The sequence below is a fragment of the Brenneria salicis ATCC 15712 = DSM 30166 genome, from assembly GCF_003315515.1.
Classification (GTDB): domain Bacteria; phylum Pseudomonadota; class Gammaproteobacteria; order Enterobacterales; family Enterobacteriaceae; genus Brenneria; species Brenneria salicis.
This window is the reverse complement of record NZ_QNRY01000001.1, coordinates 19,134-40,778: the sequence shown is the minus strand read 5'-3', so window position 1 is coordinate 40,778 and position 21,645 is coordinate 19,134. Positions and strand designations below refer to the sequence as shown.

Sequence of the window (21,645 nt, the reverse complement as noted above, 5' to 3'; positions counted from 1 at the left end):
CAGGGAAGTAAGAAAGCCGTATCACTTTCAACAGGATATGGTTTTTTTCGTCTGTATGTGGCCTTCCGTATGTTGGGGTAGCCGAAGCAAATGGGCCTACGACTCTGGTGGTAAAAATCTTGTTGGACCATTTTGGGTTTTTTGCTGAAAAACACCTCTGAAAACAGAATATTGCACGACTCCATCACTGTCATTTTCCACTGACACATAAGGAGTGTTTTTATGGCTGTTCTTACCCGTCCTTTGTCTGCCTCTGAAGTTCAGAAGGCAAAACCCGCTAATAAAGATTACGAACTGTCCGATGGGCAGCGACTGATCCTGTTCATCAGAACCAACGGTAAAAAATCTGGCGTTTTCGTCACAAACGCCTCGGTTCGACAGAAACTGGAACAGGAAGAAGCTGAACGGGAGCGGCTGGGGGTGGACAGCCTGTTTATCAACCTGCCGACCCGGTGGTGAACCTTTAAAAGGCTTGACCTCTGCTGATGTTGAAGCATTAACAGCAAATGGAGTGAACGCTCTTCCATTTACGACCAAAGATGACCTGAGAAATCATGGCGCATCATTAGCATCCGCACCACTTAACCAAAGTTGGATTTATCTTGTCTTTGCCCGAGCTGTCGTTGCTCAGACTCAAATATCTATGGACAACAATTTTAAATAACCACCCTCCCCACATTTTATTTTTAAAGGAATAATCATGTTAGGAACTGCTCAAATCATATCTTACATTGCTGCGCTCGGTTTAGCTGCCGCAATTCCAGGTCCGGGAATGACCGCATTGGTTGCTCGTAGCGTAAGTGGTGGAGCAGTAACTGGTTTTACGATGTTGGCCGGACTCATTCTCGGAGACTTGATTTATTTATCTATAGCGGTATTTGGTCTGGCGGTGATCGCTCATAATTATACATCCGTCTTCACGCTGATTAACTGGGCTGCCTCACTCTATTTATGCATACTGGCATGGCAGTTCTGGTGTCGCCAGCCTCATGCAATGAACATTGACCAAAAAGCGACAAAACGTGAACTGGCATCTGCCTGGTTTTCAGGGCTGACCATAACACTTGGAAATCCTAAAACCATCGCTTTCTATCTGGCGATACTGCCTCTTGTTATCTCTCTGGATAATGTATCATTACAGATATGGGGGGGAATGCTGGTGCCGCTTACCGTGTTCGTCCTTCTGACTGTTGGAGCAGTCTTTATTCTCGCAGCGCTCAGAATACGCCACTTCCTCACTAGTGCAAAAGCGCAACGACTCCTTTTTCGGTCAGCTGGATTCATTATGATGCTGGCTGCGTTTGGAATGGTAGTAAAGACACTTTAGTGTTCCATACCTCAGCGTCTACAAGCAGATCATGCCGTTCATGACGGTGATCACCATGGGGGATTTTTCCGCCTGTGGCGGCATCATTATGGTTGCTGTCGGATTGCGGATTGCCCAGATTAAACTTTTTCGGTCGTCAATTTCCTGCCAGCGTTGGTGCTGATTATCCCGATATCCCTTTATTGGAACAAAATCTTTGGTTAATGTTTTAAGTAGATTAAACAACATACCCATTTCCACGAAAAAACAGCGCGACGTCAGGCGGTTTTTTCGGTATTTTGTTTAGGATAAAAAACACCAGAACCTGAACGACAACTCGCTCAGTTCCTTACGTTGTGATCATGGAAATCCATCATGAGCATCCTTTTTGATAGCAATGAAACGATCTATCCCTTCCCGCCGAAGCCCCGGCTGTTGTCTGGCGACGAAAAGCAGCATTACCGCAGCAGAATAAAAACATTACTGCGGCAGAAAAATGCGGTCATTGTCGCTCATTACTATACCGACCCGGAAATTCAGGCGCTGGCGGAAGAAACCGGCGGCTGTGTGGCGGATTCGCTGGAAATGGCGCGTTTCGGCAGCACACATGCCGCCTCGACGCTGTTGGTGGCGGGCGTTCGTTTCATGGGCGAAACGGCAAAAATACTTAACCCGGAAAAAACCGTGCTGATGCCGACGCTGGAAGCGGAATGCTCGCTTGATCTCGGCTGTCCTGTCGAAACGTTCAGTCAGTTTTGCGATAGTCATCCCGAACGTACCGTAGTGGTGTATGCCAACACGTCCGCCGCTGTCAAAGCGCGTGCCGATTGGGTCGTCACATCCAGTATCGCGGTCGAATTGATTGAGCATCTCGATAGTCTGGGGGAAAAAATCATCTGGGCTCCCGATCGTCATTTGGGGAGTTACGTACAAAAGCAGACCGGGGCTGATATATTGTGTTGGCAAGGCGCCTGTATCGTGCATGATGAGTTTAAAACGCAGGCGTTGAAGCGCATGAGAGCGCTTTACCCTGACGCGGCGATTCTGGTGCACCCGGAATCCCCGCAGAGTGTGGTTGAGATGGCTGATGCCGTGGGGTCGACCAGCCAATTGATTCAGGCGGCGAAAACCTTGCCGCATCGTGAACTGATTGTGGCAACCGATCGCGGTATTTTCTACAAAATGCAGCAGGCGTGCCCGGATAAGATCTTGTTGGAAGCGCCGACCGCGGGGGAGGGCGCAACCTGCCGCAGTTGCGCGCATTGTCCCTGGATGGCGATGAATGGTCTTGAAGCGATTGCCAACGGTCTGGAGCACGGAGGCGGGATGCATGAAATCCATGTTGACGCGGCGTTGCGTGCGGGGGCGCTGCTTCCGTTGAACCGAATGCTCGATTTTGCGGCGACATTGAAACGCCGCGTGCGCGGGAATGCCTGATGGTCGCATCGCTCTTTATGAGTCGCTACTGAAAAACATTATAAATTTGCTGTTAAACATTGAGACAAGGTGGGCGAGATGGATTTTTTCAGTACCAGTAACCTATTAATTCATATTCCTTTAGGGGCCGGCGGTTACGATCTGTCCTGGATAGAAGCGGTTGGTACGCTGTTCGGTCTGTTATGCATCTGGCTGGCGAGTCTGGAGAAAACCATTAACTATTTGTTCGGTTTGATTAACGTCACCCTGTTCGCGGTGATTTTTTTCCAGATTCAACTCTATGCCAGCCTGCTATTGCAGATTTTCTTTTTCGCCGCCAATGTTTACGGCTGGTATGCCTGGACACGCAAGACAGAGGCGGATGATGCGGCGCTCAAAGTGCGCTGGTTGCCCTTGCCGAAACTGATTGGCTGGTCTGCGGCCAGTGTGGTGGCGATCGGAATGATGACGGCTTATATCGATCCGGTTTTTGCCGTGCTAACGCGCGTGGCGGTGGCGGGAATGCAAATGTTCGGGAGCGATGTAAAGATGCCGGATTTGCAACCCGATGCTTTCCCGTTCTGGGATTCAACCATGATGGTGTTATCTATCGTTGCGATGTTGCTGATGACGCGTAAATATGTGGAAAACTGGCTGTTATGGGTGGTTATCGACATTATCAGCGTCGTGATTTTCGCCTACCAGGGTGTTTACGCCATGGCCATTGAATACGCTATTCTGACGCTGATCGCCATGAACGGTTCCTGGCTGTGGATTAAAAGCGCACGGGCGAAGCATGCCGCGCCACTGGCGCGGCATGCTTAATTGTTACATCAATGAGGTTGATGGCCTTCTGCCGCAGTGAAATCGCAGTGGTCATCATCACAATTTTGGTACTCCATCTGGATTGTGGTGTGATCAATCTGATAATTTTTCAGCAAATAGGCCTGAATCTGTTTCAGTAACGCATCATGGTCATAAGGCGGAATGACCTGTGCGTGCAGCGTCATCATTGGTTTTTCGCCAATCTGCCAGATGTGCACATGATGGATATTTCTCACTTCGGGGATGTTCATCGTCAGATCTTTTTTCAGCGTCTCAATGCTTATCTTACTTGGCGTGCCTTCCAGCAGTTCATGAATACTCTCTTTCATCAGTGACCAGGCGCTGCGCAACACCAGACAGGAGACTAAAATCGACAAAATGGGATCAATCGGTGTCCAGTTGGTGAACAGAATGATTAACGCCGCGATGATTGCACCGACTGAACCGAGTAAATCCCCCAGCACATGCAGAGCGGCGGCCCGCACATTGATGTTTTTCTCTTCGCTGCCGCGATGTAACAGCCAAAAGGCGACAATATTCGCCAGCAGGCCGCCGATAGCAACCGCTAGCATGGGAACCCCCGCCACGGGCTGAGGTTCGTAGAAGCGGCGGATCGCCTCCCAGACAATGAAGGCGGTGATGACTAACAGCGTCAGCGCATTGACGAACGCGGCAAGGGTGGTGAAACGCAAATAACCAAAGGTATGGCGGGCATTCGGTTTTTTCCGGGCAAAGCTGACGGCCATTAATGCAACGAATAGCGCCGCCGCATCAGTCAGCATATGACCGGCATCCGCGAGTAGCGCCAGCGAGCCTGAAAGCAATCCGCCAACGACTTCCGCCACCATAAAAGTCGTCGTTATGATGAATGCCGCCAGTAAACGTTTACTGTTGCTGGCGTCCGTATGGTTGTGGTCGTGTGCCATCGTTTATCCTGTGTTACTGATTTATCTGAGGTTGCTTTCACTCTACTGTAACCCGCCGGGAAAAAATATCCTTCAGTGAGACGACAAACCGGGATATTTCACCACTGACAGCATATGTATAAATAAATACGAACGAATTCAGCGCCTGATTGACATATAATAGTCCATCCAAAATATGAACAACCCTGCTTCTCAGGCTGTCAGTTATCTTGCATACGGATGGCGTGCATTGGGTGTGAATTAACTATACCGTTCGAAAAATATGGAATTATTATGAACTACCAAAATGATGATTTAAGGATCAAAGATATTAAGGAGCTTTTGCCACCGGTTGCGCTGCTGGAAAAATTTCCTGCCACGGATAAGGCCGCAGAAACGGTATCGTTGGCGCGCACAGCCATCCATAAAATTCTTAACGGTAACGATGATCGTTTGCTGGTTGTCATCGGGCCTTGCTCTATTCACGATCCGAAAGCCGCGAAAGAATATGCTGCGCGTCTGCTTAAGTTGCGTCAGGCGTTGAGCGATGATCTGGAAGTGGTCATGCGGGTTTATTTTGAAAAACCGCGCACCACGGTAGGCTGGAAAGGGTTAATCAACGATCCGCACATGGATAACAGCTACCAGATTAATGACGGCCTGCGTATTGCGCGTCAACTACTGCTGGAAATCAATGATATCGGGCTGCCCACCGCAGGTGAATTTCTGGATATGATCACGCCGCAGTTTTTGGCGGATTTGATGAGTTGGGGCGCGATTGGCGCGCGTACCACCGAGTCTCAGGTACACCGCGAATTGGCGTCAGGTCTGTCTTGTCCGGTTGGGTTCAAGAACGGCACTGATGGTACGATCAAGGTGGCTATTGATGCCATCAATGCCGCCCGCGCGCCGCATTGCTTCCTGTCTGTCACCAAATGGGGTCACTCGGCGATAGTGAACACCAGCGGCAATCAGGATTGCCATATTATTTTGCGCGGCGGTAAAGCGCCGAACTATAGCGCCGAGCATGTCAGCGGCGTGAAGATTGGTTTGGAAACAGCGGGCTTGGCGCCGCAGGTGATGATCGATTTCAGCCACGCCAACAGCAGCAAGCAATTCAAAAAGCAGATGGACGTGTGTCAGGACGTGAGCGCTCAGATTGCTCAGGGCGAAAAAGCGATTATCGGGGTGATGGTGGAAAGCCATCTGGTAGAAGGCAATCAGAGTCTGGAAAGCAGCCAACCTCTGGTGTACGGTCAGAGCGTAACCGATGCCTGCATCGGCTGGGAAGATACCGATGCGTTGTTACATCAGTTGGCTGCGGCGGTGCGTGAGCGCCGTAGTCAGTAATCACTGGGTTGCATCCATAAAAAAACCGGCCAATCAGCCGGTTTTTATTTATCTGTACCAGCACAGCCGGATTACTTGGCTTTACCCTGATTCGCTACCGCTGCGGCTTTAGCGGCGATTTCATCCGCGTTGCCCAGATAGTAGTGTTTAATCGGTTTGAAATTTTCGTCGAATTCATAAACCAGCGGCACACCTGTTGGGATATTCAGTTCAAGAATTTCTTCTTCGCCCATGTTGTCCAGGTATTTGACCAGCGCGCGCAGCGAGTTGCCGTGAGCGGCGATGATCACGCGCTCACCACTTTTGATGCGGGGCAGAATGGTTTCATTCCAGTAGGGGACGACACGTTCAATGGTCAGCGCCAGACTTTCGGTCAACGGCAGTTCATCATCGCGCAAAGAAGCGTAACGCGGGTCGTGTCCTGGGAAACGCTCATCATCACACGTCAGTTCCGGCGGTGTAACCGCGAAACCACGACGCCATTGTTTTACTTGATCGTCACCGTATTTTTCAGCGGTTTCAGCTTTGTTCAGACCTTGCAGGGCGCCGTAGTGACGCTCATTCAGTTTCCAGCATTTTTCTACCGGCAGCCAGGCTTGATCTAGTTCGTCCAGTATATTCCACAGTGTATGAATGGCGCGTTTCAGCACAGAGGTATAAGCAAAGTCAAAGGCAAAACCTTCTTCTTTAAGCAGCTTACCGGCGGCTTTGGCTTCTGTGCGACCTTTATCGGACAGATCGACATCGTACCAGCCTGTGAAGCGATTTTCGTTGTTCCACTGGCTCTCACCGTGTCTTACCAGTACCAGCTTAGTTACAGCCATAGCTAAACTCCTTCATATCCTAAGATTTCTGTGATAACTCGTCTCATTATAGGGGCGGAGAATGGTTATCGGCAATCGATAGTCGAGAGGCCGCGTGATTTATCCGCACGATACTTGCTCAAAATCACGCTCAGGCTTTATCGTTTCAGCTTATTTGAATCATCACGGTGCAATAACAGATAAGCCGCCGGAATGACCAGCATGGAAAGCAGCGGCGCGCTGACCATACCGCCGATCATCGGCGCGGCGATCCGTTGCATAATCTCCGAGCCGCCGCCGCTACCCCACATGATGGGCAGCAAGCCCGCCATGATGGTGGCGACGGTCATCATTTTGGGGCGAACACGCAGTACCGCGCCTTCGTGAATGGCGTCCATCAATTGCTGGCGGGACAACGGCAGTCCATCGACGCGGTGTTTTTCCACCGCATGATTGAGATACAACAACATAATGACGCCAAATTCAGCCGAGACGCCCGCCAGCGCGATAAAGCCGACCGCACCCGCCACCGAAAGATTATAGCTAAGCAGGTACAATAACCATACGCCGCCGATCAGGGCAAAGGGCAGGGTGGCCATAATCAGCAGCGCATCTTTCACCCGTTTGAACGTCACGTACAGCAGGACGAAAATAATCAGCAGCGTGAAGGGCACCACGATTTTCATTTTCTCCGTCGCGCGTTCGAGATACTCAAACTGCCCGGACCAACTGAGCGACACCCCTTCCGGCAGCGTGACCTGCTGCGCCACGGCTTGTTGCATCTCTTCGACGGCGGATTTCAGATCGCGGCCGCGCAGATCCACATAGATCCAGTCAGACAGACGACCATTTTCGCTTTTCAGCATCGGCGGTCCTTCGCTGACGTTAATATCCGCCAGTTCCGACAGTGTGACGCGCGCGCCGCTCTGTGTGATAACCGGCAACTCACGCAGTTTTTCCAGTGAGTCCCGCAACTCGCGTGGGTAGCGAAGATTGATAGGATAGCGCTGGCGGCCTTCAATGGTTTCTCCGATATTCTGTCCGCCGATCAAGGTTGACACCATCGACTGTAACTCATCGACGGAAACCCCATAGCGAGCGGCCCGTTGGCGATCGATATCAATGTCGATATAGCGCCCGCCCGCCAACCGCTCAGCCAGTGCCGACGCCACGCCGGGAATATTCTTCACCACCTGTTCAATCTGGGCGGCAATACGCTCGATGTCCGATAAATTATTGCCATTCACCTTGATACCGATCGGGCTTTTAATACCGGTCGCCAGCATATCCAGACGATTACGGATCGGCGGCACCCACACGTTGGCGATGCCAGGCAGGTTGACGATTTGATCCAACTCGGCGACCAGTTTGTCCAGGGTCATGCCCGGACGCCACTGATCACGCGGTTTCAGCCGGATAGTGCTTTCCAGCATGGTCAGCGGCGCCGGATCGGTGGCCGTTTCAGCCCGGCCAGCCTTGCCGAAAACGGACTCGACTTCCGGTACGGTTTTGATCAGCCGATCGGTTTGTTGCAACAGGCGGCCAGCTTCACGGGCGGAAATACCAGGCAACGCCGAAGGCATGTACAGCAGATCGCCTTCATCCAGCGGCGGCATAAATTCGCTGCCCAGACGCCCCAGCGGGAACAAGGTAAGGAGCAGCAGGCCCGAAATCAGCAGTGTGGTTTTGGGGTAACTGAGCACGCGTTGCAGGATAGGATGATAGGCGTTAATCAGCCAGCGGTTGAGTGGATTAGACTGTTCATCGGGGATTTTGCCGCGCACGAAATATCCCATCAGCACCGGAACCAACGTGATGCCGAGTCCGGCGGCCACCGCCATGGCGTAGGTTTTGGTAAACGCCAGCGGTGAAAACATGCGGCCTTCCTGTGCTTCCAGCGAGAACACCGGCACAAAGGAGAGGGTGATAATCAACAAGCTGCAAAACAGCGCCGGCCCCACTTCGACGGCGGCCCGTTCAGCCAGATGCCACCAATCCCGTTCTTGCGGTTCTTTGCCAGGGTTGTCGTGACGCCACTGTTCAACCACTTTGTGCATGTTCTCTATCATCACGATCGCCGCATCGACCATTGCGCCAATCGCGATGGCGATGCCGCCCAGCGACATGATATTGGCGTTGACGCCTTGATAGCGCATGATGATAAACGCCCCCAGAATTCCCAGCGGCAAACTGATGATCGCCACTAACGCCGAGCGAAAATGAAACAGGAACAGGGCGCAGATAATGGCGACGACGACAAACTCTTCCAGCAATTTATAGCTGAGCGTTTCGATGGCATGTTCAATTAGCTGAGAGCGATCGTAAGTCGGAACGATTTCCACCCCGTCGGGCAGGCTTTTTTGCATCGCCTGTAAACGGGCTTTCACCGCATGCAGCGTGTCCAGCGCGTTTTTGCCTGAGCGCAGCACAATGATGCCGCCAGCGACTTCGCCTTCGCCATTCAGTTCGGCGATACCGCGGCGCATCTCCGGCCCTTCGCGCAGGGTGGCGACATCCTGTAAAAACACCGGAATACCGTTACGCAGGGTAATAACGACATGATTGAAGTCCTGCGCGCTTTTCAGGTAGCCAGAGGTGCGCACCATATATTCCGCTTCGCCCAGTTCCAGCACCGAACCGCCGCTCTCCTGATTGGCGGTCTGTATGGCGTTAATAATCTGCTGGTGGGTAATGTTCTGCGTGCGCATCCGCTCTGGATCGACCACCACCTGATATTGTTTCACCATACCGCCGAGGCTGGCGACTTCCGCCACATTGGGAATGGTTTTCAACTCGAACTTCAGCAGCCAGTCCTGTATGCCGCGCAGATCGGCCAGACTATGCCTGCCGCTGCGATCGACCAGCGCATATTCGTAGATCCAGCCGACGCCGGTGGCATCCGGTCCCAGCGAGGTTTTGGCATCTGCCGGCAAGCTGGACTGTACCTGACTGAGATATTCCATCACGCGGGAGCGCGCCCAGTAGGGGTCGGTGCCGTCCTCAAACAGCACATAAACGTAGGCGTCGCCAAACATGGAGAACCCGCGTACCGTTTTGGCGCCCGGCACTGACAGCATGGTGGTGGTTAACGGATAGGTCACGTGATTCTCGACAACCTGCGGCGCTTTGCCCGGATAGCTGACGCGAATAATCACCTGCACGTCAGAGAGATCCGGCAGGGCATCCAGTGGGGTTTTCTGCAACGAGGCGATCCCCCAGGCCGCCATTAACAATGCCGCCAGCAGCACTAACAGCCGGTTTTGCAACGACCAGCGAATGATATAAGCAATCATGGGTGGCCTCCATGTCCCGCCCGGGACGCGTCAAGCGCGGCGATCTCCCGAATCCGCATGCCGTTGTCATCCATGCTGAAACTGAAACGGACTTCACTGTTGAGCGTGATGCCTTGTGGCAGGCCGCTTTCCGGCTGGGTAAAATCCATCGTCATGGGCGACCAGTTCAATGCGGGAACCGCATCATGCTCAATGGTGAGTTGGTTGCCGTTGATGGCGGTGATTGTCCCTTGCGTTTGATAAATTTCAGTGGTTGTTTCCGCTGCGGAGGACGCTTGCCCTTGGTTGGCTTCGCCAAATTGTGACAGCGAACTGCGCAGGCTGGCTTCGGAATCAATCAGGAACTGGCCCGATGTCACCACGTTGTCGCCTGCTTGCAAGCCGCTGACGATCTCAGCCCAACCATCCTGTATCGTTCCCACGCTCACCACGCGCGGTGTGAAGTGACCATTGCCCTCATTGATCAACACGCGATTTTGACTGCCGCTAACCAGCAGGGCCTGTTGCGGGATCATCAGCATCGGTTGCGAGTTTGGGCTGGCAAGCTGAACGGACAGGTACATCCCTGGTTTTAAGCGCTGTTGGGGATTTTCCAGTATGACGCGGGCTTTCAAGGTGCGCGTGTCGCTGTCCATCAGCGGCAATAATTCACTGATTTTCCCGAGGAATGTTTGTCCCGGCCAGGCGTTGCTGCTGGCGGTTATCTCACTGCCGACACTCAACCGCGCCGCTTGCGCTTGCGGATAATCCACCTCGACCCAGACCGGATCCAGACTTGCCAGTTCAAATAACGGTTGCGCCGGGGTCAATTGCATCCCGGCCCGGACTTCAAGTTTATTGACGTAACCGGCTTCTGGCGCGGCGACCGTCATTCTGGCCTGCGGCTTGCCGCTGCGTTCGACCTGACGGATCACCGCGTCCGGCATAAATAGCAGGGAAAGCTTGCGGCGGGCCGACTGAGTCAGTGAATCATCACCCAGTTGTCGCACCGCCAGATATTCTTGCTGCGCCGCAGCCCATGCCGGATTCCACAACGTCGCCAGTGCTTCGCCTTTTTTAACCTGTTGTTGCAATGCGCTGACATGGAGTTGTTCGACGATACCGCCACTGGGAGCGACCAGCGTGCGTAATCCCCGTTCGTTGAGTGTGACGGTGCCATAGCCGGAGGTCTGAGAACTCACGGTGCGGATCGCCGCGCGCGCCGTGCGAACGCCGAGATTTTGTTGTTGACGGGCGCTGATGGTAACGCCGCCGTCATCCTGAACCTCATCGGCATAACGCGGCACCAGCGGCATATCCATAAAAGGGGATTTGCCCGGCTGGTCAAAACGTTTATCAGGCGCCATGGGATCGTACCAGTACAGCACCGGACGTTCCGTTTGCGCCGATGAAGACGTCGCGAGAGATGACGCCGCCTGATGCCGTCCCCAGAAATAACCGGCGCCAATGGCGCTGACGATCGCCAGCGCCGTCAAGCTAACAGCAAAGGATTTTTTCATTGCAGTGGTTTTCCCTGTGGTATCAGATAACGAATAGCGGCCCAAATCTGCGCCATCTCCCTTGCGGCGTCTTGCGCGGCAATATTGCTTTCCAGCAGTGCGCGTCTGGCTTCCAGTACGGCGGCCAGGTCACTGCCGCCGGATTGATATTGCGCCTGAATCAGTTTGCTGCGCTGCTGTTGCAGGGGCAGAACGTCCTGGTTTTGTCGCTGCCAGCGTGATTGCGCCGCCTGATATTGCGCGATCAAAGTATCAAGCTGTACCTGATGTTCTCTGGCGGCCAGTAGTACGTTGTCCCGCGCTTCCTGCGTTCGGGCCACATCCGCGGCGTAGTCTTTGTCTTGCCGTTTAGATTTAAACAACGGCAGATCGACCGTCACCATGACGCCCGCCATGTCGTCATAGTCGTTACCCCGTTTGGCGTAGTAAACCTCCACGCCCACATCGGGGATGGCGGCGACGGCGGATTGCGCTGAACGCGCCTTGGCCAGTTCAGCGTCACGCTGCGCCTGCTGCATTTCCGGGTGCTGATGCAGGCTGTTTTTCAGTTCTTCCGGTGAGGCAGGCAGCCGCTCGAAACGCGGGAGCGCGCCCCGCACGTTGACATCAGACAGGCCGGTAAGCCGTGTGATGCGGACGCGGGCAATCCGTACATCCCGTTCGGCATCGGCCAGACGATCCTGCATAGCGGCCAGCGTCAATCGGGCATCCAGCACGCTGCTGACTTCACTGCCCGCGGCGACGCTCGCTTTCTGCAAGGCGATTTGCCGTTGGCTTTCGGTAACCAGCGATTTCACCTCTTGCAGGGATTTTTGTGACAAAGCCAGTTCAAGCCAGGCTTGCGCGGTCTCCCGTTGCAGGCGGGCGCGCAGGGTTTCACTGTTGCTGCGCAGGCTGTCGGCTTCCACCCGGAAAGTTTGCGCCTTGCTTTCGCGTTTGCTGCTGCTGACATAGGTTTGCATAACCCCGATACGTTGCATGGTCATCTCTTCACGCGTCAGTCGACTGCCATTATTTCCGCCCAAAGGCAGATTCTCAACGCCGAATCGAAGCTGTGGATCGGGAAGTTGTGTTGCTGAGTCGGCCATGTTTTGCCGCGCGTTAATCTGATGTTGATTGGCGGACAGTTCGGCGGAATAACGTTCCGCCGTCTGCAAGGCCTGATCAAGATCCAGATCCGCCGCAAAGGATGCGGCAGGCAGCCACAGCAACATCGCCAGACACACGCCTGAGGCGCGATGTTTGGACAGGTGCATGGTTCTATCCTCTTTATTTTTGCTGTGGCGTAATGCTGGTCAGTATGTAGCAGCTGTCCTGCTGTTCAAAACTGAACGTAACCGGCGTATTTGTCGCCAGAGCGGTAAACGTGCTTCCGGCTGGCAATTTGAACGTCATGGTCATGGCTGGCCAACGCAAAGCGGCAACCGGACTGTGGGCGATGGTGACGCTGTCGGCGTTCCATTGCTTCACCGTCCCGGTGGCCTGATACACATTGGTCGTGATGGTGGAAGCCCTATCGGAAGGCATCATCGCGTGATGTTGATGTTCATTGGCCCACAGGGGAGAAGAAGAGAACAGTAAAATGCTTGTCAGTGCGACATAAATGGCATGCATAATCATAGCTCCATAAAAACGATAAATAACAATGAATACGCCCGGTTAGGCGTAGCGAAGGTCATTAATCGTTCGAGCTATTCCCTGAAGCGGCAGAAACGGATTTCGGCCGGCGGGCCTGACGCGGGTGGAGAAAACCAGACATCGCTGGCGCAATCGACGGATGGGGGCTGACTGGCGAGAGCCAGTTCATTGCTGGCCGGGATAGCCAGCAGGGTCAGGTTGGCATTATCCTGTTTGATGGTGTCGGGAACACAATGTTTTTCGCACAGCGGCGTCTGCTGTTCAGCCGTTTGCGACGGCACGGCGTTGCCATGCTGCGGTTGATGAGATTGGCTTGGCTGCAGATGAGACTGATGCTGCATGAAGGTAGACGTCTGGTTGAGCGTCAGATCACATTGGTGAGCGGCAATCGCCAGTTGCGCATTCAGTAATAGCCAGCATAACGCCAATAACCATCCCCATCTGCCTTTGGTGCGCAGATGATGAATGATGGATGGCGATAAGTGCGATGCTGACATAACGTATCCTTACAAAGAGTAATGGCAGTGTAAACGTCGGGATCTGGCATGGGCAAGCAGGGAATTGAAGAGATTTGTAAACAAGCGCGGAGATGTCAGGCCATGTTATCAACGAGTTAATATCAGGCGAAAATTCTTAATCTGCTCTGCGGGAGAGCACGCGAAAAACGGCGCCAAACACATGGCGGATATCAATGATTACTGTGCAAAAAACTGATACGTCGTTTCCGAGCGATATGTCTTGCCCGGTTTTAACCAACAGTCCGGTTGTGGCCAGTCTGGATGGTTGGGACTGTCCGGCATAAATTCGCTCTCCAGCGCGACGCCGGCGTGGTTTTCGTAGTAACCGCCTTCTCTTGAAGGTGTGCCTGATAGAAAATTGCCGCTGTAGAGTTGTAGCGCCGGTGTGCTGGTAAAGACGCTCATCATCACCCGTTCGTCTGATGACCATAAATTAGCGGCGGGGCTTTCACCGGAACCACAGGTACTGTGCAACAAATAGGCGTGATCGTAACCGCCGACGGTAACCTGATCGTCGTCCCGCAAGAAATCCTGCGCCAGCGTTTTTGGTTGGCGAAAATCCATTCCCGTCTCGTTAACCTGCTTAAGATGCGTGCGGGGAATACCCTCGCTGTTTACCGGTAAATAATAATCGGCGAACAGTTGCAACCGGTGTTGGCGTACATCTGTCGGGCTGCCGTCAAGATTGAAATAGGCATGATTGGTTAAGCACACCGGGCAGGCTTTCTCCACGACCGCCTGATAGATGATTTCCAGCGAATGGTGTTCGCTCAGACGGTAGCGAACCTGAACATTGAGTTGGCCCGGATAGCCCTGATCGCCATCCGGCGAGTACAGTTGATAAGTCACCTGCGAGGCATCCCGGCTGAGGATCGTCCAGCGCCGGGCGTGAAACCCGTGCGGGCCGCCGTGTAGCTGATGAGCGCCCTGATTGGCGAGCAAATGGTATATTTCATCGCCGTGGCGCAACGTGGCATTGGCGATACGGTTGGCGTAGCGGCCAATGGACGCGCCGAGATAGGCGCTCTGCCTGGGATATAGCTCCGGCGACGCGCAGCCCAGCAGCACTTGCCGGATTTCGCCTTGCGACAGGGGAAGCTCGCAGGAAAGCCAGGTCGCTCCCCAGTCCATCAGACAAACACGCATGCCGGCCAGGTTCTGTAAGGTCGTTAACTGAAACGGTTGACCATCGGGCGCCAGCGCAACGGTTTTTTCATGCAACATGGCCTTCTCCTGTGGATGTCCGGCAAAACCAGCTTGTCGCCGGAACGTGTTTTAGTCTGGGTAACCTTCAGGGTGCGCGGATTGCCAACGCCAGGTATCCTGCGCCATCTCTTCCAGTGAACGACTGACCCGCCAATGGAGATCCCGCGCCGCTTTTTCGGCGTCGGCCCAATAAGCCGCCAGATCGCCCTGACGACGCGGCGCGAAGTGATAGGCCAACGGCTTGCCGCAGGCTTTGCTGAACGCCTCAACCACTTGCAATACGCTATAGCCCACGCCAGCGCCCAGATTGTAGATATGCACGCCCGGTCGATTTTGCAGGGCGTTCATGGCCGCGATATGCCCGTCGGCCAGATCGACGACGTGGATGTAATCGCGCACGCCCGTTCCGTCTTCTGTTGGGTAGTCGTTACCGAAAACAGCCAGCGATTCCCGGCGGCCAACCGCCACCTGAGCGATATAAGGCATCAGGTTATTGGGAATGCCTTGCGGATCCTCTCCCATCTCACCTGACGGATGCGCGCCAACCGGGTTGAAATACCGCAGCAGCGTGATGCTCCAGTCCGGTTCCGCATGCTGCAAATCCTGGAGGATTTGCTCAACCATCAGCTTACTGCGGCCATAAGGACTGGCCGGATGACCGGTGGGAAAACTTTCCTGATAAGGGATTTGAGGTTGATCGCCATAAACGGTGGCGGAGGAACTGAAAATCAGGTTCTTCACCTCCGCTTTTTTCATGGCTTCAACCAGCGTCAGCGTGCCGTAGACGTTATTATCATAATAGCTGACTGGTTCGCGGACTGATTCGCCGACCGCTTTTAAGCCGGCAAAATGAATAACGGCATCAATCGCATGGCGGGAGAAAATATCGTTTAACAGCGAGGCGTCACGGATATCACCTTGATAAAAATCAGGTGTTTTACCGGTTAATTGCGCAATGGTTTTAACCACGCTGGCTTTGCTGTTGCATAAGTTATCGAGAATGACGGGGTGGTGTCCTGCTGCCAGTAATTGCACACAGGTATGGCTTCCTATGTAACCGCTTCCACCGGTGACCAAAACATTCATGTTGACCTCTGTTGTGACGATTAGGCGAAAATAACAGGTTTTGACGCTGAAGAAGGTGACCCTCAGCAGAAAATAACTTCTGCTATTGACAATTTTTTTAACAAGTTAGTTTCGTGATGATGGGTAAAACGCTTCTCACCATCGACCGTTTGCGATAGCAGACGGTATTCTTTGGGCGGCGTTATCCGCCGTGTTTGGTGGTTTTATCTTCCATAACGTCTTGGATCTGATAGCGATAGCGACCGCCGTCAGCGACAAAGGTAAGTCGGTGTGTAATGTATTGCGGCGCGTCCTCGGCGTGGTGGGAGACAAATAGCAGTTGCGTATCGCCTTCGCTGATAAGGATATCCAGCCAGCGGCGCACCAATTGGCGGTTAAGGGGATCCAGTCCTTGCAGGGGTTCATCCAGAATTAACAGGGCCGGATGTTTTACCAATGCTCTGGCGACTAACACCAGACGCTGTTGACCCCAGGATAACGATTGGAAGCGACTACCCGCGATAGCGCCATCAAGACCCAGCAAAGCCAGCCACTGGTCAGTGAGTTGACGCTGGCGGTCGGAAACCGTCTGATAGATGCCGATGGAATCGAAGAATCCCGATAAAATGACGTTACGTATGCTGACGCTGACCCGGTAATCCAGATGCAGGCTGCCGCTGACATAGCCGATATGCCGCTTGATGTCCCAGATAGTTTCTCCACTGCCGCGCCGACGGCCAAACAGCGTGAGATCGTTGCTGTAGCCTTGCGGGTGATCGCCGGTAATCAAGCTCAACAGTGTTGATTTACCCGCACCATTCGGGCCGACAATCTGCCAATGCTGGCCGGGCAGCACTTGCCAGTTCAATCCATGCAGGATCGGACGGTCATTATAGCTGACGATGCCGTTACGCAGCGTAATGCGCGGAAGATCGGCTGGCAGCCGGGGATGCTTGAGCGGATCGTCCGGTTCGGGGATCGTACTTGCCGATAACTTTTCGCTGTAGGCTAATTGGGCAATCAACGTTTCCGCGAGGACATGTTCACGTTCGCCTACGCGGGTTAACGTGCAGTCGGCGACAATGCCTACATGATTGATAAACGGTGGGATATCATCAAACCGGTTCAGGATCAGTACCAGCGTACAGCCGTGGCTGGCGAGTTGCGCCAGTTGTTCGGCAAGTTGCTGACGCGAGGCAACATCCAACCCGTCAAACGGTTCGTCGAGGATCAGCAGGTCTGGCTGCGGCATCAGCGCCTGACATAACATGGTCTTGCGCGTTTCGCCAGTGGAAAGATATTTGAATCGACGATCCAGAAGCGGGGCGATGCCAAATTGTTCAGCAAGCCGCCGACAGCGGTTTTGATCCCTGACGTTATCCTGAATGATGTCGGCTGTTGTGCGCCCGGTGTCGTCCTCGTCGGCGCTCAGCATATCGGTGTTATTGCGTTGCCACTCTTCGCAAACCAGCTTTTGCAACTGCTCGAAAGACAACCGGATAATACGTTGAAAATCGCATAATCGTTTGCCGCTCAGCAGGGGGCGCTCGCCCGATAACGCGCGGGCCAGCGAAGATTTTCCGCTACCGTTCGCCCCCACAAACGCCCAGCATTGATCCTGTTCAAGCGTCAGGTCATTCAGCCGTAATATGCAAGTGTCATTTAAGCGGAATAACCCTTGCGATATTTTCAACAGCGGCATGTTTTATCCTTATGTTACGCATTCGGTCATCTAGCAGAGCGTCGCCACGATCACCTGGTCGGCATTAAACGATGCGCTGACCTTAATACCCGGCTGTAGCCGTCGTGCGGCGACAATATCGTTTGGCACGGTTGCGCACAGCGTTTCACTTCCCGCCAGCGCAATCAACACTTCGCTGCTTTCAGGCCCTGTTTCCAGGCTGCTTATCTGTCCCCTAAGGGTGTTATCGGCTGGGGGCATCGGCGCATCGGCGGCGTAAATATCCACCCAGGGCGCTTTAATCAGCACCAACACCTCTTTGCCCGCCTCCAGACGTAAACGCTCGGCGCTTTGACGGGTAATCAGGGCGCTGACTGTCGTTTTACCATCGGCGAGCAAAATATTCAGCTGCTGTTGAACGGCTTGATCGCCGCATGCGAGTACGGTGCCAAAAAACTGATTGCGGGCGCTGGTTTGCAGGGAGAAACGCGCGATGGCCGCCAACAGGCTATCCAGCGGCAAATCTTCTTGCTGGAGCACATCAAAGGCTTTCTGCTGGATCTGCGCCAGCAGATCGTAAAGCTGGAGCAGACGTTCGCCATAGCGCGTGATCTGCGCGCCGCCGCCGCCTTTACCGCCGGTCATACGTTCGACTACCGTTTGTTCAGCCAGTTGGTTCATCTCATTAATGGCGTCCCACGCGCTTTTATAGCTGATTCTGGCCAGTTTAGCGCCCTGGCTGATAGAACCGGTGTGGCGAATCTGTTTCAATAGTTCGATACGCCGCGGATCGGCAAATAAACGTTGTTGGAGTTTTAAGGTAAGGAGAATTTCAGCCTGCATAGGGAAATCCAAGGGTGAAGAGTTTAATGATTTGTATTGTCGCCATTTTTTTCATCAGGCGCAAATCGCACAAATGGCCGTATTATTTTCTTTCGTTACGGTAAACTGTTTGGATGTGTGAATGACTATGCTAGCTTACGGTGAAACTGTACGTTAGCTGAGCGACAGAAGTCGCGGTAACGGTTGCGATAAGCGAGGTAAGCATGTTGGAGTTATTAAAGAGCCTGTTGTTTGCAATAGCCATGGTGCCGGTGATGATGGCTATCATTTTGGGCGCTATTTATGGCCTGGGAGAAGTATTCAACATCCTTTCCAAAATTGGTCACGACGACGAGCGGACGGCTAAAAAATCGCATTAAGCGAATATCCTTCCCCGCTTGTTTTAATGTCCGGCGCGGCGCCGGACATCCTTTCCTAGTATTTCCTTATGTCACTGATAAACGGTATGACATTGCGCGATTCATCGTTATAGTATGTTTTACATAACGATGATAAAGGGCGGGAGATAATAATGAAACAGCAATGGTTGAAATGGTTTGCAGCGCTGGCAATCAGCGCGGGGATGATGTTGCCGGCGATGGCTGCGCAAGAGAAGGTAACGGTATTTGCCGCGGCTTCTCTGACCAATGCCTTACAGGAAATCGCGACCCAGTATCAAAAAGAAAAGCAGGTCAAGATCGTGGCTTCGTTTGCATCATCTTCGACGCTGGCACGCCAGATTGAGCAGGGAGCGCCCGCAGACATGTTTATTTCGGCAGATCAGCAATGGATGGACTACGCGCAAGATAAAATGCTGATGGAGAATGACAGCCGATATACGCTGTTGGGCAACGAACTGGTGGTGATCGCGCCTAAATCCAGTGCGCGGAAAGAGATCGTCATTGATGAGAAAACGGATTGGAAAAGCCTGCTGAAAGGCGGACATCTGGCTGTTGGCGATCCCGATCATGTGCCGGTGGGGATCTATGCCAAGGAAGCGCTGCAAAACCTGAAAGCCTGGGATGAACTTGCGCCGATCATGGCGCGCGCCAATAACGTACGGGCGGCGATGGCGCTGGTTGAGCGTGAAGAAGCGCCGTTGGGTATCGTCTATGGCTCGGATGCGGTGGCCAGCGATAAAGTCAAGGTTATCGGTCTTTTCCCGGAAGATAGCCATAAGCCGGTAGAGTATCCGATGGCGATCGTGAAAGATCATAAAAATGCGGTTGTCAGCGGTTTCTATGATTATCTGAAAACGCCGGAAGCTGCCGTGGTCTTTAAACGCTACGGCTTTACTCCCCGGTAATGATGCTCAGCGACTATGAATGGCTGGCGATTGAACTGAGCCTTAAAGTTTCCATTGTAGCGGTGGTATGCAGCCTGCCCTTTGGAATACTGACCGCCTGGATCCTGGTGCGTTGCCGGTTTCCCGGCAAATCGCTGCTTGATAGCATTATCCATTTGCCGCTGGTGTTGCCGCCAGTGGTGATTGGTTATCTGCTGTTGATCGGCATGGGCCGACGTGGAGTCATCGGCGCATGGCTTTATGAATGGTTCGGGTTCAGTTTCAGCTTTAGCTGGCGCGGCGCGGCGCTGGCGTCCGCCATTGTCGCGTTCCCCTTGATGGTGCGGGCGATCCGTTTATCGCTTGATGCGGTGGACAGGCAGCTTGAACAGGCCGCAAGAACGCTGGGCGCCACGCCCTGGCGGGTCTTTTTCACAATCACCTTGCCGCTTTCCTTTCCCGGCATTGTAGTCGGCACGGTGCTGGCGTTCGCTCGCTCTTTAGGGGAGTTCGGGGCGACGATTACTTTTGTCTCTAACATTCCTGGTGAAACCCGGACGATACCGCTGGCGATGTATACGCTGATCGAAACGCCGGGAGCGGAAACCGCTGCGGCGCGGTTATGTATTATCGCGATTGTTTTGTCGCTGGCATCGCTGCTGATATCGGAATGGCTGACGACATGGAGTCGTAAGCGGTTGGGGGGATAATGCTACAACTTGATTTTAACCAGCAGCTTGGCGAGCTTTCCCTCAGCGTTAAAGCCGATTTGCCCGCTCATGGCATTACCGCGATCTTTGGCGTTTCCGGGGCGGGCAAAACCTCGCTGATTAATGCGGTGGTTGGCCTGACGCGGCCTGATGCCGGACGCATTGTGTTGAATGATTGCGTTCTGGTCGATACCGATAAATCTCTTTTTTTGCCGCCCGAAAAGCGACGCATCGGCTATGTTTTTCAGGATGCGCGTCTGTTTCCCCATTATCGCGTGCGCGGTAATTTATGTTATGGCATGTCGGCTGTAATGAAATCCCAGTTTGATGGTCTGGTGGAACTGCTCGGAATTGGGCCGTTGTTGAATCGCTACCCGATGACGTTGTCCGGCGGTGAGAAACAGCGCGTGGCGATTGGGCGGGCGTTGCTCACCGCGCCGGAACTGTTGCTGATGGATGAGCCGCTGGCCTCGCTGGATTTACCCAGAAAACGCGAACTGTTGCCCTATCTGGAGCAACTGGCTGAAGAAGTGCATGTCCCCATTTTGTATGTGACCCACAGTATGGAAGAAATTGTCCGGCTGGCGGATAACGTGCTGGTGTTGGATAAAGGCAAGATCAAAGCACAGGGAGTGCTGGAGGAAGTTTGGGCAAGCAGCGTATTACGCCCCTGGTGGCCGCGTGATGAACAGAGCAGCATTCTGAATGTCAGATTACTGGCGCATCATGAGCGCTATGCGATGACGGCGTTATCGTTAGGGGAGCAACAACTGTGGGTAGGGAAGGTGGAGGCGCCGATAGATTCCGCTTTGCGTCTCCGCATCAATGCCGCCGATGTTTCGCTGGTGCCGCAGCCGCCAGCGGTGAGCAGCATCCGCAACATTCTGTCTGCCACGGTGGTTGAGTTTATTGATGTTGATGAGCAGGTAGAAGTGAAGCTGGTGATTGATAACCAGATTCTGTGGGCCAGAATTACCCCCTGGGCGCGCGACGATCTGGCGCTACATCCCGGACAAACGCTGTATGCCCAGATAAAAAGCGTATCGCTCACGGCATAAACGTATCTATCATGGCATAAATAAGTGCGGCCACAGACCATAGGGGAATGCTCCGGTTTTGCCTTTGCGTGGTTTGCCTTCCCATTTTCTGTTTGGTTCCTTTTTTTCAATTGTGTGAGCAGGATAGCAAAAGCAGTATGGCGACTGATTTTTAATACCTTTTTCCTATTGCCTGATAAATAAAGTCATATAGTTTGTGTTACGTGTTAGCGCTTTTTTGTTCGTTGTAAAAAGTAATCGATTACTTTTTACGGTTATGCGACTA

20 protein-coding genes and 1 pseudogene are annotated in these 21,645 nt (G+C 53.3%); 10 read left to right on the top strand and 11 right to left on the bottom strand.

Annotation, left to right across the window (positions count from 1 at the left end; all coding sequences use genetic code 11):
• The first annotated feature begins 222 nt into the window (after positions 1-222).
• From DES54_RS00195 to pnuC, 5 genes and pseudogenes are all read left to right on the top strand, one after another.
• Positions 223-459: a hypothetical protein gene (locus DES54_RS00195; RefSeq protein ID WP_240634899.1), complete on the top strand. Its 237-nt coding sequence runs from the start codon at positions 223-225 to the stop codon at positions 457-459.
• 241 nt (positions 460-700) lie between these two features.
• Positions 701-1,327 carry a LysE family translocator gene (locus DES54_RS00185; RefSeq protein ID WP_113864618.1) on the top strand — a complete coding sequence of 209 codons (627 nt, stop codon included), beginning with the start codon at positions 701-703 and terminating at the stop codon, positions 1,325-1,327.
• Between the two features lie 22 nt (positions 1,328-1,349).
• Positions 1,350-1,531, top strand: a pseudogene (locus DES54_RS00180) (DUF554 family protein); the annotation flags it as partial.
• Between the two features lie 150 nt (positions 1,532-1,681).
• Positions 1,682-2,743, top strand: a complete 1,062-nt coding sequence (gene nadA / locus DES54_RS00175; RefSeq protein WP_113864617.1) for a quinolinate synthase NadA — start codon at positions 1,682-1,684, stop codon at positions 2,741-2,743.
• A 78-nt stretch (positions 2,744-2,821) separates the two neighbouring features.
• Positions 2,822-3,547: a nicotinamide riboside transporter PnuC gene (gene pnuC / locus DES54_RS00170; RefSeq protein ID WP_113864616.1), complete on the top strand. Its 726-nt coding sequence runs from the start codon at positions 2,822-2,824 to the stop codon at positions 3,545-3,547.
• Positions 3,548-3,555: 8 nt separating this feature from the next.
• Here the strand turns inward: pnuC and zitB are convergent, their stop codons facing one another.
• Positions 3,556-4,473, bottom strand: a complete 918-nt coding sequence (gene zitB, locus DES54_RS00165) for a CDF family zinc transporter ZitB (protein ID WP_113864615.1) — start codon at positions 4,471-4,473, stop codon at positions 3,556-3,558.
• A gap of 273 nt (positions 4,474-4,746) precedes the next feature.
• On the opposite strand from zitB, the gene aroG reads away from it, so the two are divergent.
• Positions 4,747-5,802, top strand: coding sequence for a 3-deoxy-7-phosphoheptulonate synthase AroG (gene aroG, locus DES54_RS00160; protein ID WP_113864614.1), 1,056 nt, complete (start codon positions 4,747-4,749; stop codon positions 5,800-5,802).
• 71 nt (positions 5,803-5,873) lie between these two features.
• Here the strand turns inward: aroG and gpmA are convergent, their stop codons facing one another.
• The 10 genes from gpmA to modE all read right to left on the bottom strand — a co-directional run bounded on the left by gpmA (position 5,874) and on the right by modE (position 18,348).
• Positions 5,874-6,626: a 2,3-diphosphoglycerate-dependent phosphoglycerate mutase gene (gene gpmA, locus DES54_RS00155; protein WP_113864613.1), complete on the bottom strand. Its 753-nt coding sequence runs from the start codon at positions 6,624-6,626 to the stop codon at positions 5,874-5,876.
• A gap of 137 nt (positions 6,627-6,763) precedes the next feature.
• Positions 6,764-9,898, bottom strand: coding sequence for an efflux RND transporter permease subunit (locus DES54_RS00150; protein ID WP_113864612.1), 3,135 nt, complete (start codon positions 9,896-9,898; stop codon positions 6,764-6,766).
• Positions 9,895-11,397 carry an efflux RND transporter periplasmic adaptor subunit gene (locus tag DES54_RS00145; RefSeq protein WP_113864611.1) on the bottom strand — a complete coding sequence of 501 codons (1,503 nt, stop codon included), beginning with the start codon at positions 11,395-11,397 and terminating at the stop codon, positions 9,895-9,897. Before DES54_RS00145 ends, DES54_RS00150 begins: the two co-directional genes overlap by 4 nt.
• On the bottom strand, positions 11,394-12,653 hold the full coding sequence (locus DES54_RS00140) for a TolC family protein (protein WP_113864610.1): 1,260 nt from the start codon (positions 12,651-12,653) through the stop codon (positions 11,394-11,396). The genes DES54_RS00145 and DES54_RS00140 overlap by 4 nt, the downstream gene beginning before the upstream one ends.
• Positions 12,654-12,666: 13 nt before the next feature.
• Positions 12,667-13,011 (bottom strand): copper-binding protein, encoded by a 345-nt coding sequence (locus DES54_RS00135; RefSeq protein WP_113864609.1) that lies wholly within the window; start codon positions 13,009-13,011, stop codon positions 12,667-12,669.
• Positions 13,012-13,088: 77 nt separating this feature from the next.
• The gene (locus DES54_RS00130; protein ID WP_113864608.1) at positions 13,089-13,532 is read right to left on the bottom strand and encodes a hypothetical protein; all 444 of its coding nucleotides are present in this window, start codon (positions 13,530-13,532) and stop codon (positions 13,089-13,091) included.
• A gap of 198 nt (positions 13,533-13,730) precedes the next feature.
• The gene (gene galM, locus DES54_RS00125) at positions 13,731-14,777 is read right to left on the bottom strand and encodes a galactose-1-epimerase (RefSeq protein ID WP_113864607.1); all 1,047 of its coding nucleotides are present in this window, start codon (positions 14,775-14,777) and stop codon (positions 13,731-13,733) included.
• Between the two features lie 51 nt (positions 14,778-14,828).
• A complete protein-coding gene (gene galE / locus DES54_RS00120) occupies positions 14,829-15,845 on the bottom strand; it encodes a UDP-glucose 4-epimerase GalE (protein ID WP_113864606.1) in 1,017 nt (338 codons plus the stop codon).
• A gap of 181 nt (positions 15,846-16,026) precedes the next feature.
• A complete protein-coding gene (gene modF, locus DES54_RS00115) occupies positions 16,027-17,526 on the bottom strand; it encodes a molybdate ABC transporter ATP-binding protein ModF (RefSeq protein WP_113864605.1) in 1,500 nt (499 codons plus the stop codon).
• 30 nt (positions 17,527-17,556) lie between these two features.
• Positions 17,557-18,348, bottom strand: coding sequence for a molybdenum-dependent transcriptional regulator (modE, locus tag DES54_RS00110; RefSeq protein WP_113864604.1), 792 nt, complete (start codon positions 18,346-18,348; stop codon positions 17,557-17,559).
• Positions 18,349-18,551: 203 nt separating this feature from the next.
• On the opposite strand from modE, the gene DES54_RS00105 reads away from it, so the two are divergent.
• The 4 genes from DES54_RS00105 to modC all read left to right on the top strand — a co-directional run bounded on the left by DES54_RS00105 (position 18,552) and on the right by modC (position 21,380).
• Positions 18,552-18,707 (top strand): AcrZ family multidrug efflux pump-associated protein, encoded by a 156-nt coding sequence (locus DES54_RS00105; RefSeq protein WP_113864603.1) that lies wholly within the window; start codon positions 18,552-18,554, stop codon positions 18,705-18,707.
• A gap of 152 nt (positions 18,708-18,859) precedes the next feature.
• Entirely contained in the window at positions 18,860-19,633 is a 774-nt protein-coding gene (gene modA, locus DES54_RS00100) for a molybdate ABC transporter substrate-binding protein (protein WP_113864602.1), read from the top strand.
• Positions 19,633-20,322 (top strand): molybdate ABC transporter permease subunit, encoded by a 690-nt coding sequence (gene modB, locus DES54_RS00095; RefSeq protein ID WP_113864601.1) that lies wholly within the window; start codon positions 19,633-19,635, stop codon positions 20,320-20,322. The genes modA and modB overlap by 1 nt, the downstream gene beginning before the upstream one ends.
• A complete protein-coding gene (modC, locus tag DES54_RS00090; RefSeq protein WP_113864600.1) occupies positions 20,322-21,380 on the top strand; it encodes a molybdenum ABC transporter ATP-binding protein ModC in 1,059 nt (352 codons plus the stop codon). The genes modB and modC overlap by 1 nt, the downstream gene beginning before the upstream one ends.
• The last annotated feature ends 265 nt before the right edge of the window (positions 21,381-21,645 follow it).

Bases quoted from the DNA above. Each gene is read 5' to 3' on its own strand.
- pnuC (WP_113864616.1), top strand. From the start codon at position 2,822: ATGGATTTTTTCAGTACCAGTAACCTATTAATTCATATTCCTTTAGGG.
- DES54_RS00195 (WP_240634899.1), top strand. From the start codon at position 223: ATGGCTGTTCTTACCCGTCCTTTGTCTGCCTCTGAAGTTCAGAAGGCA.
- aroG (WP_113864614.1), top strand. From the start codon at position 4,747: ATGAACTACCAAAATGATGATTTAAGGATCAAAGATATTAAGGAGCTT.
- zitB (WP_113864615.1), bottom strand. From the start codon at position 4,473: ATGGCACACGACCACAACCATACGGACGCCAGCAACAGTAAACGTTTA.
- DES54_RS00150 (WP_113864612.1), bottom strand. From the start codon at position 9,898: ATGATTGCTTATATCATTCGCTGGTCGTTGCAAAACCGGCTGTTAGTG.
- gpmA (WP_113864613.1), bottom strand. From the start codon at position 6,626: ATGGCTGTAACTAAGCTGGTACTGGTAAGACACGGTGAGAGCCAGTGG.
- galE (WP_113864606.1), bottom strand. From the start codon at position 15,845: ATGAATGTTTTGGTCACCGGTGGAAGCGGTTACATAGGAAGCCATACC.
- modE (WP_113864604.1), bottom strand. From the start codon at position 18,348: ATGCAGGCTGAAATTCTCCTTACCTTAAAACTCCAACAACGTTTATTT.
- DES54_RS00140 (WP_113864610.1), bottom strand. From the start codon at position 12,653: ATGCACCTGTCCAAACATCGCGCCTCAGGCGTGTGTCTGGCGATGTTG.
- DES54_RS00145 (WP_113864611.1), bottom strand. From the start codon at position 11,397: ATGAAAAAATCCTTTGCTGTTAGCTTGACGGCGCTGGCGATCGTCAGC.
- galM (WP_113864607.1), bottom strand. From the start codon at position 14,777: ATGTTGCATGAAAAAACCGTTGCGCTGGCGCCCGATGGTCAACCGTTT.
- DES54_RS00135 (WP_113864609.1), bottom strand. From the start codon at position 13,011: ATGCATGCCATTTATGTCGCACTGACAAGCATTTTACTGTTCTCTTCT.
- modA (WP_113864602.1), top strand. From the start codon at position 18,860: ATGAAACAGCAATGGTTGAAATGGTTTGCAGCGCTGGCAATCAGCGCG.
- DES54_RS00185 (WP_113864618.1), top strand. From the start codon at position 701: ATGTTAGGAACTGCTCAAATCATATCTTACATTGCTGCGCTCGGTTTA.
- modC (WP_113864600.1), top strand. From the start codon at position 20,322: ATGCTACAACTTGATTTTAACCAGCAGCTTGGCGAGCTTTCCCTCAGC.
- nadA (WP_113864617.1), top strand. From the start codon at position 1,682: ATGAGCATCCTTTTTGATAGCAATGAAACGATCTATCCCTTCCCGCCG.
- DES54_RS00105 (WP_113864603.1), top strand. From the start codon at position 18,552: ATGTTGGAGTTATTAAAGAGCCTGTTGTTTGCAATAGCCATGGTGCCG.
- DES54_RS00130 (WP_113864608.1), bottom strand. From the start codon at position 13,532: ATGTCAGCATCGCACTTATCGCCATCCATCATTCATCATCTGCGCACC.
- modF (WP_113864605.1), bottom strand. From the start codon at position 17,526: ATGCCGCTGTTGAAAATATCGCAAGGGTTATTCCGCTTAAATGACACT.
- modB (WP_113864601.1), top strand. From the start codon at position 19,633: ATGATGCTCAGCGACTATGAATGGCTGGCGATTGAACTGAGCCTTAAA.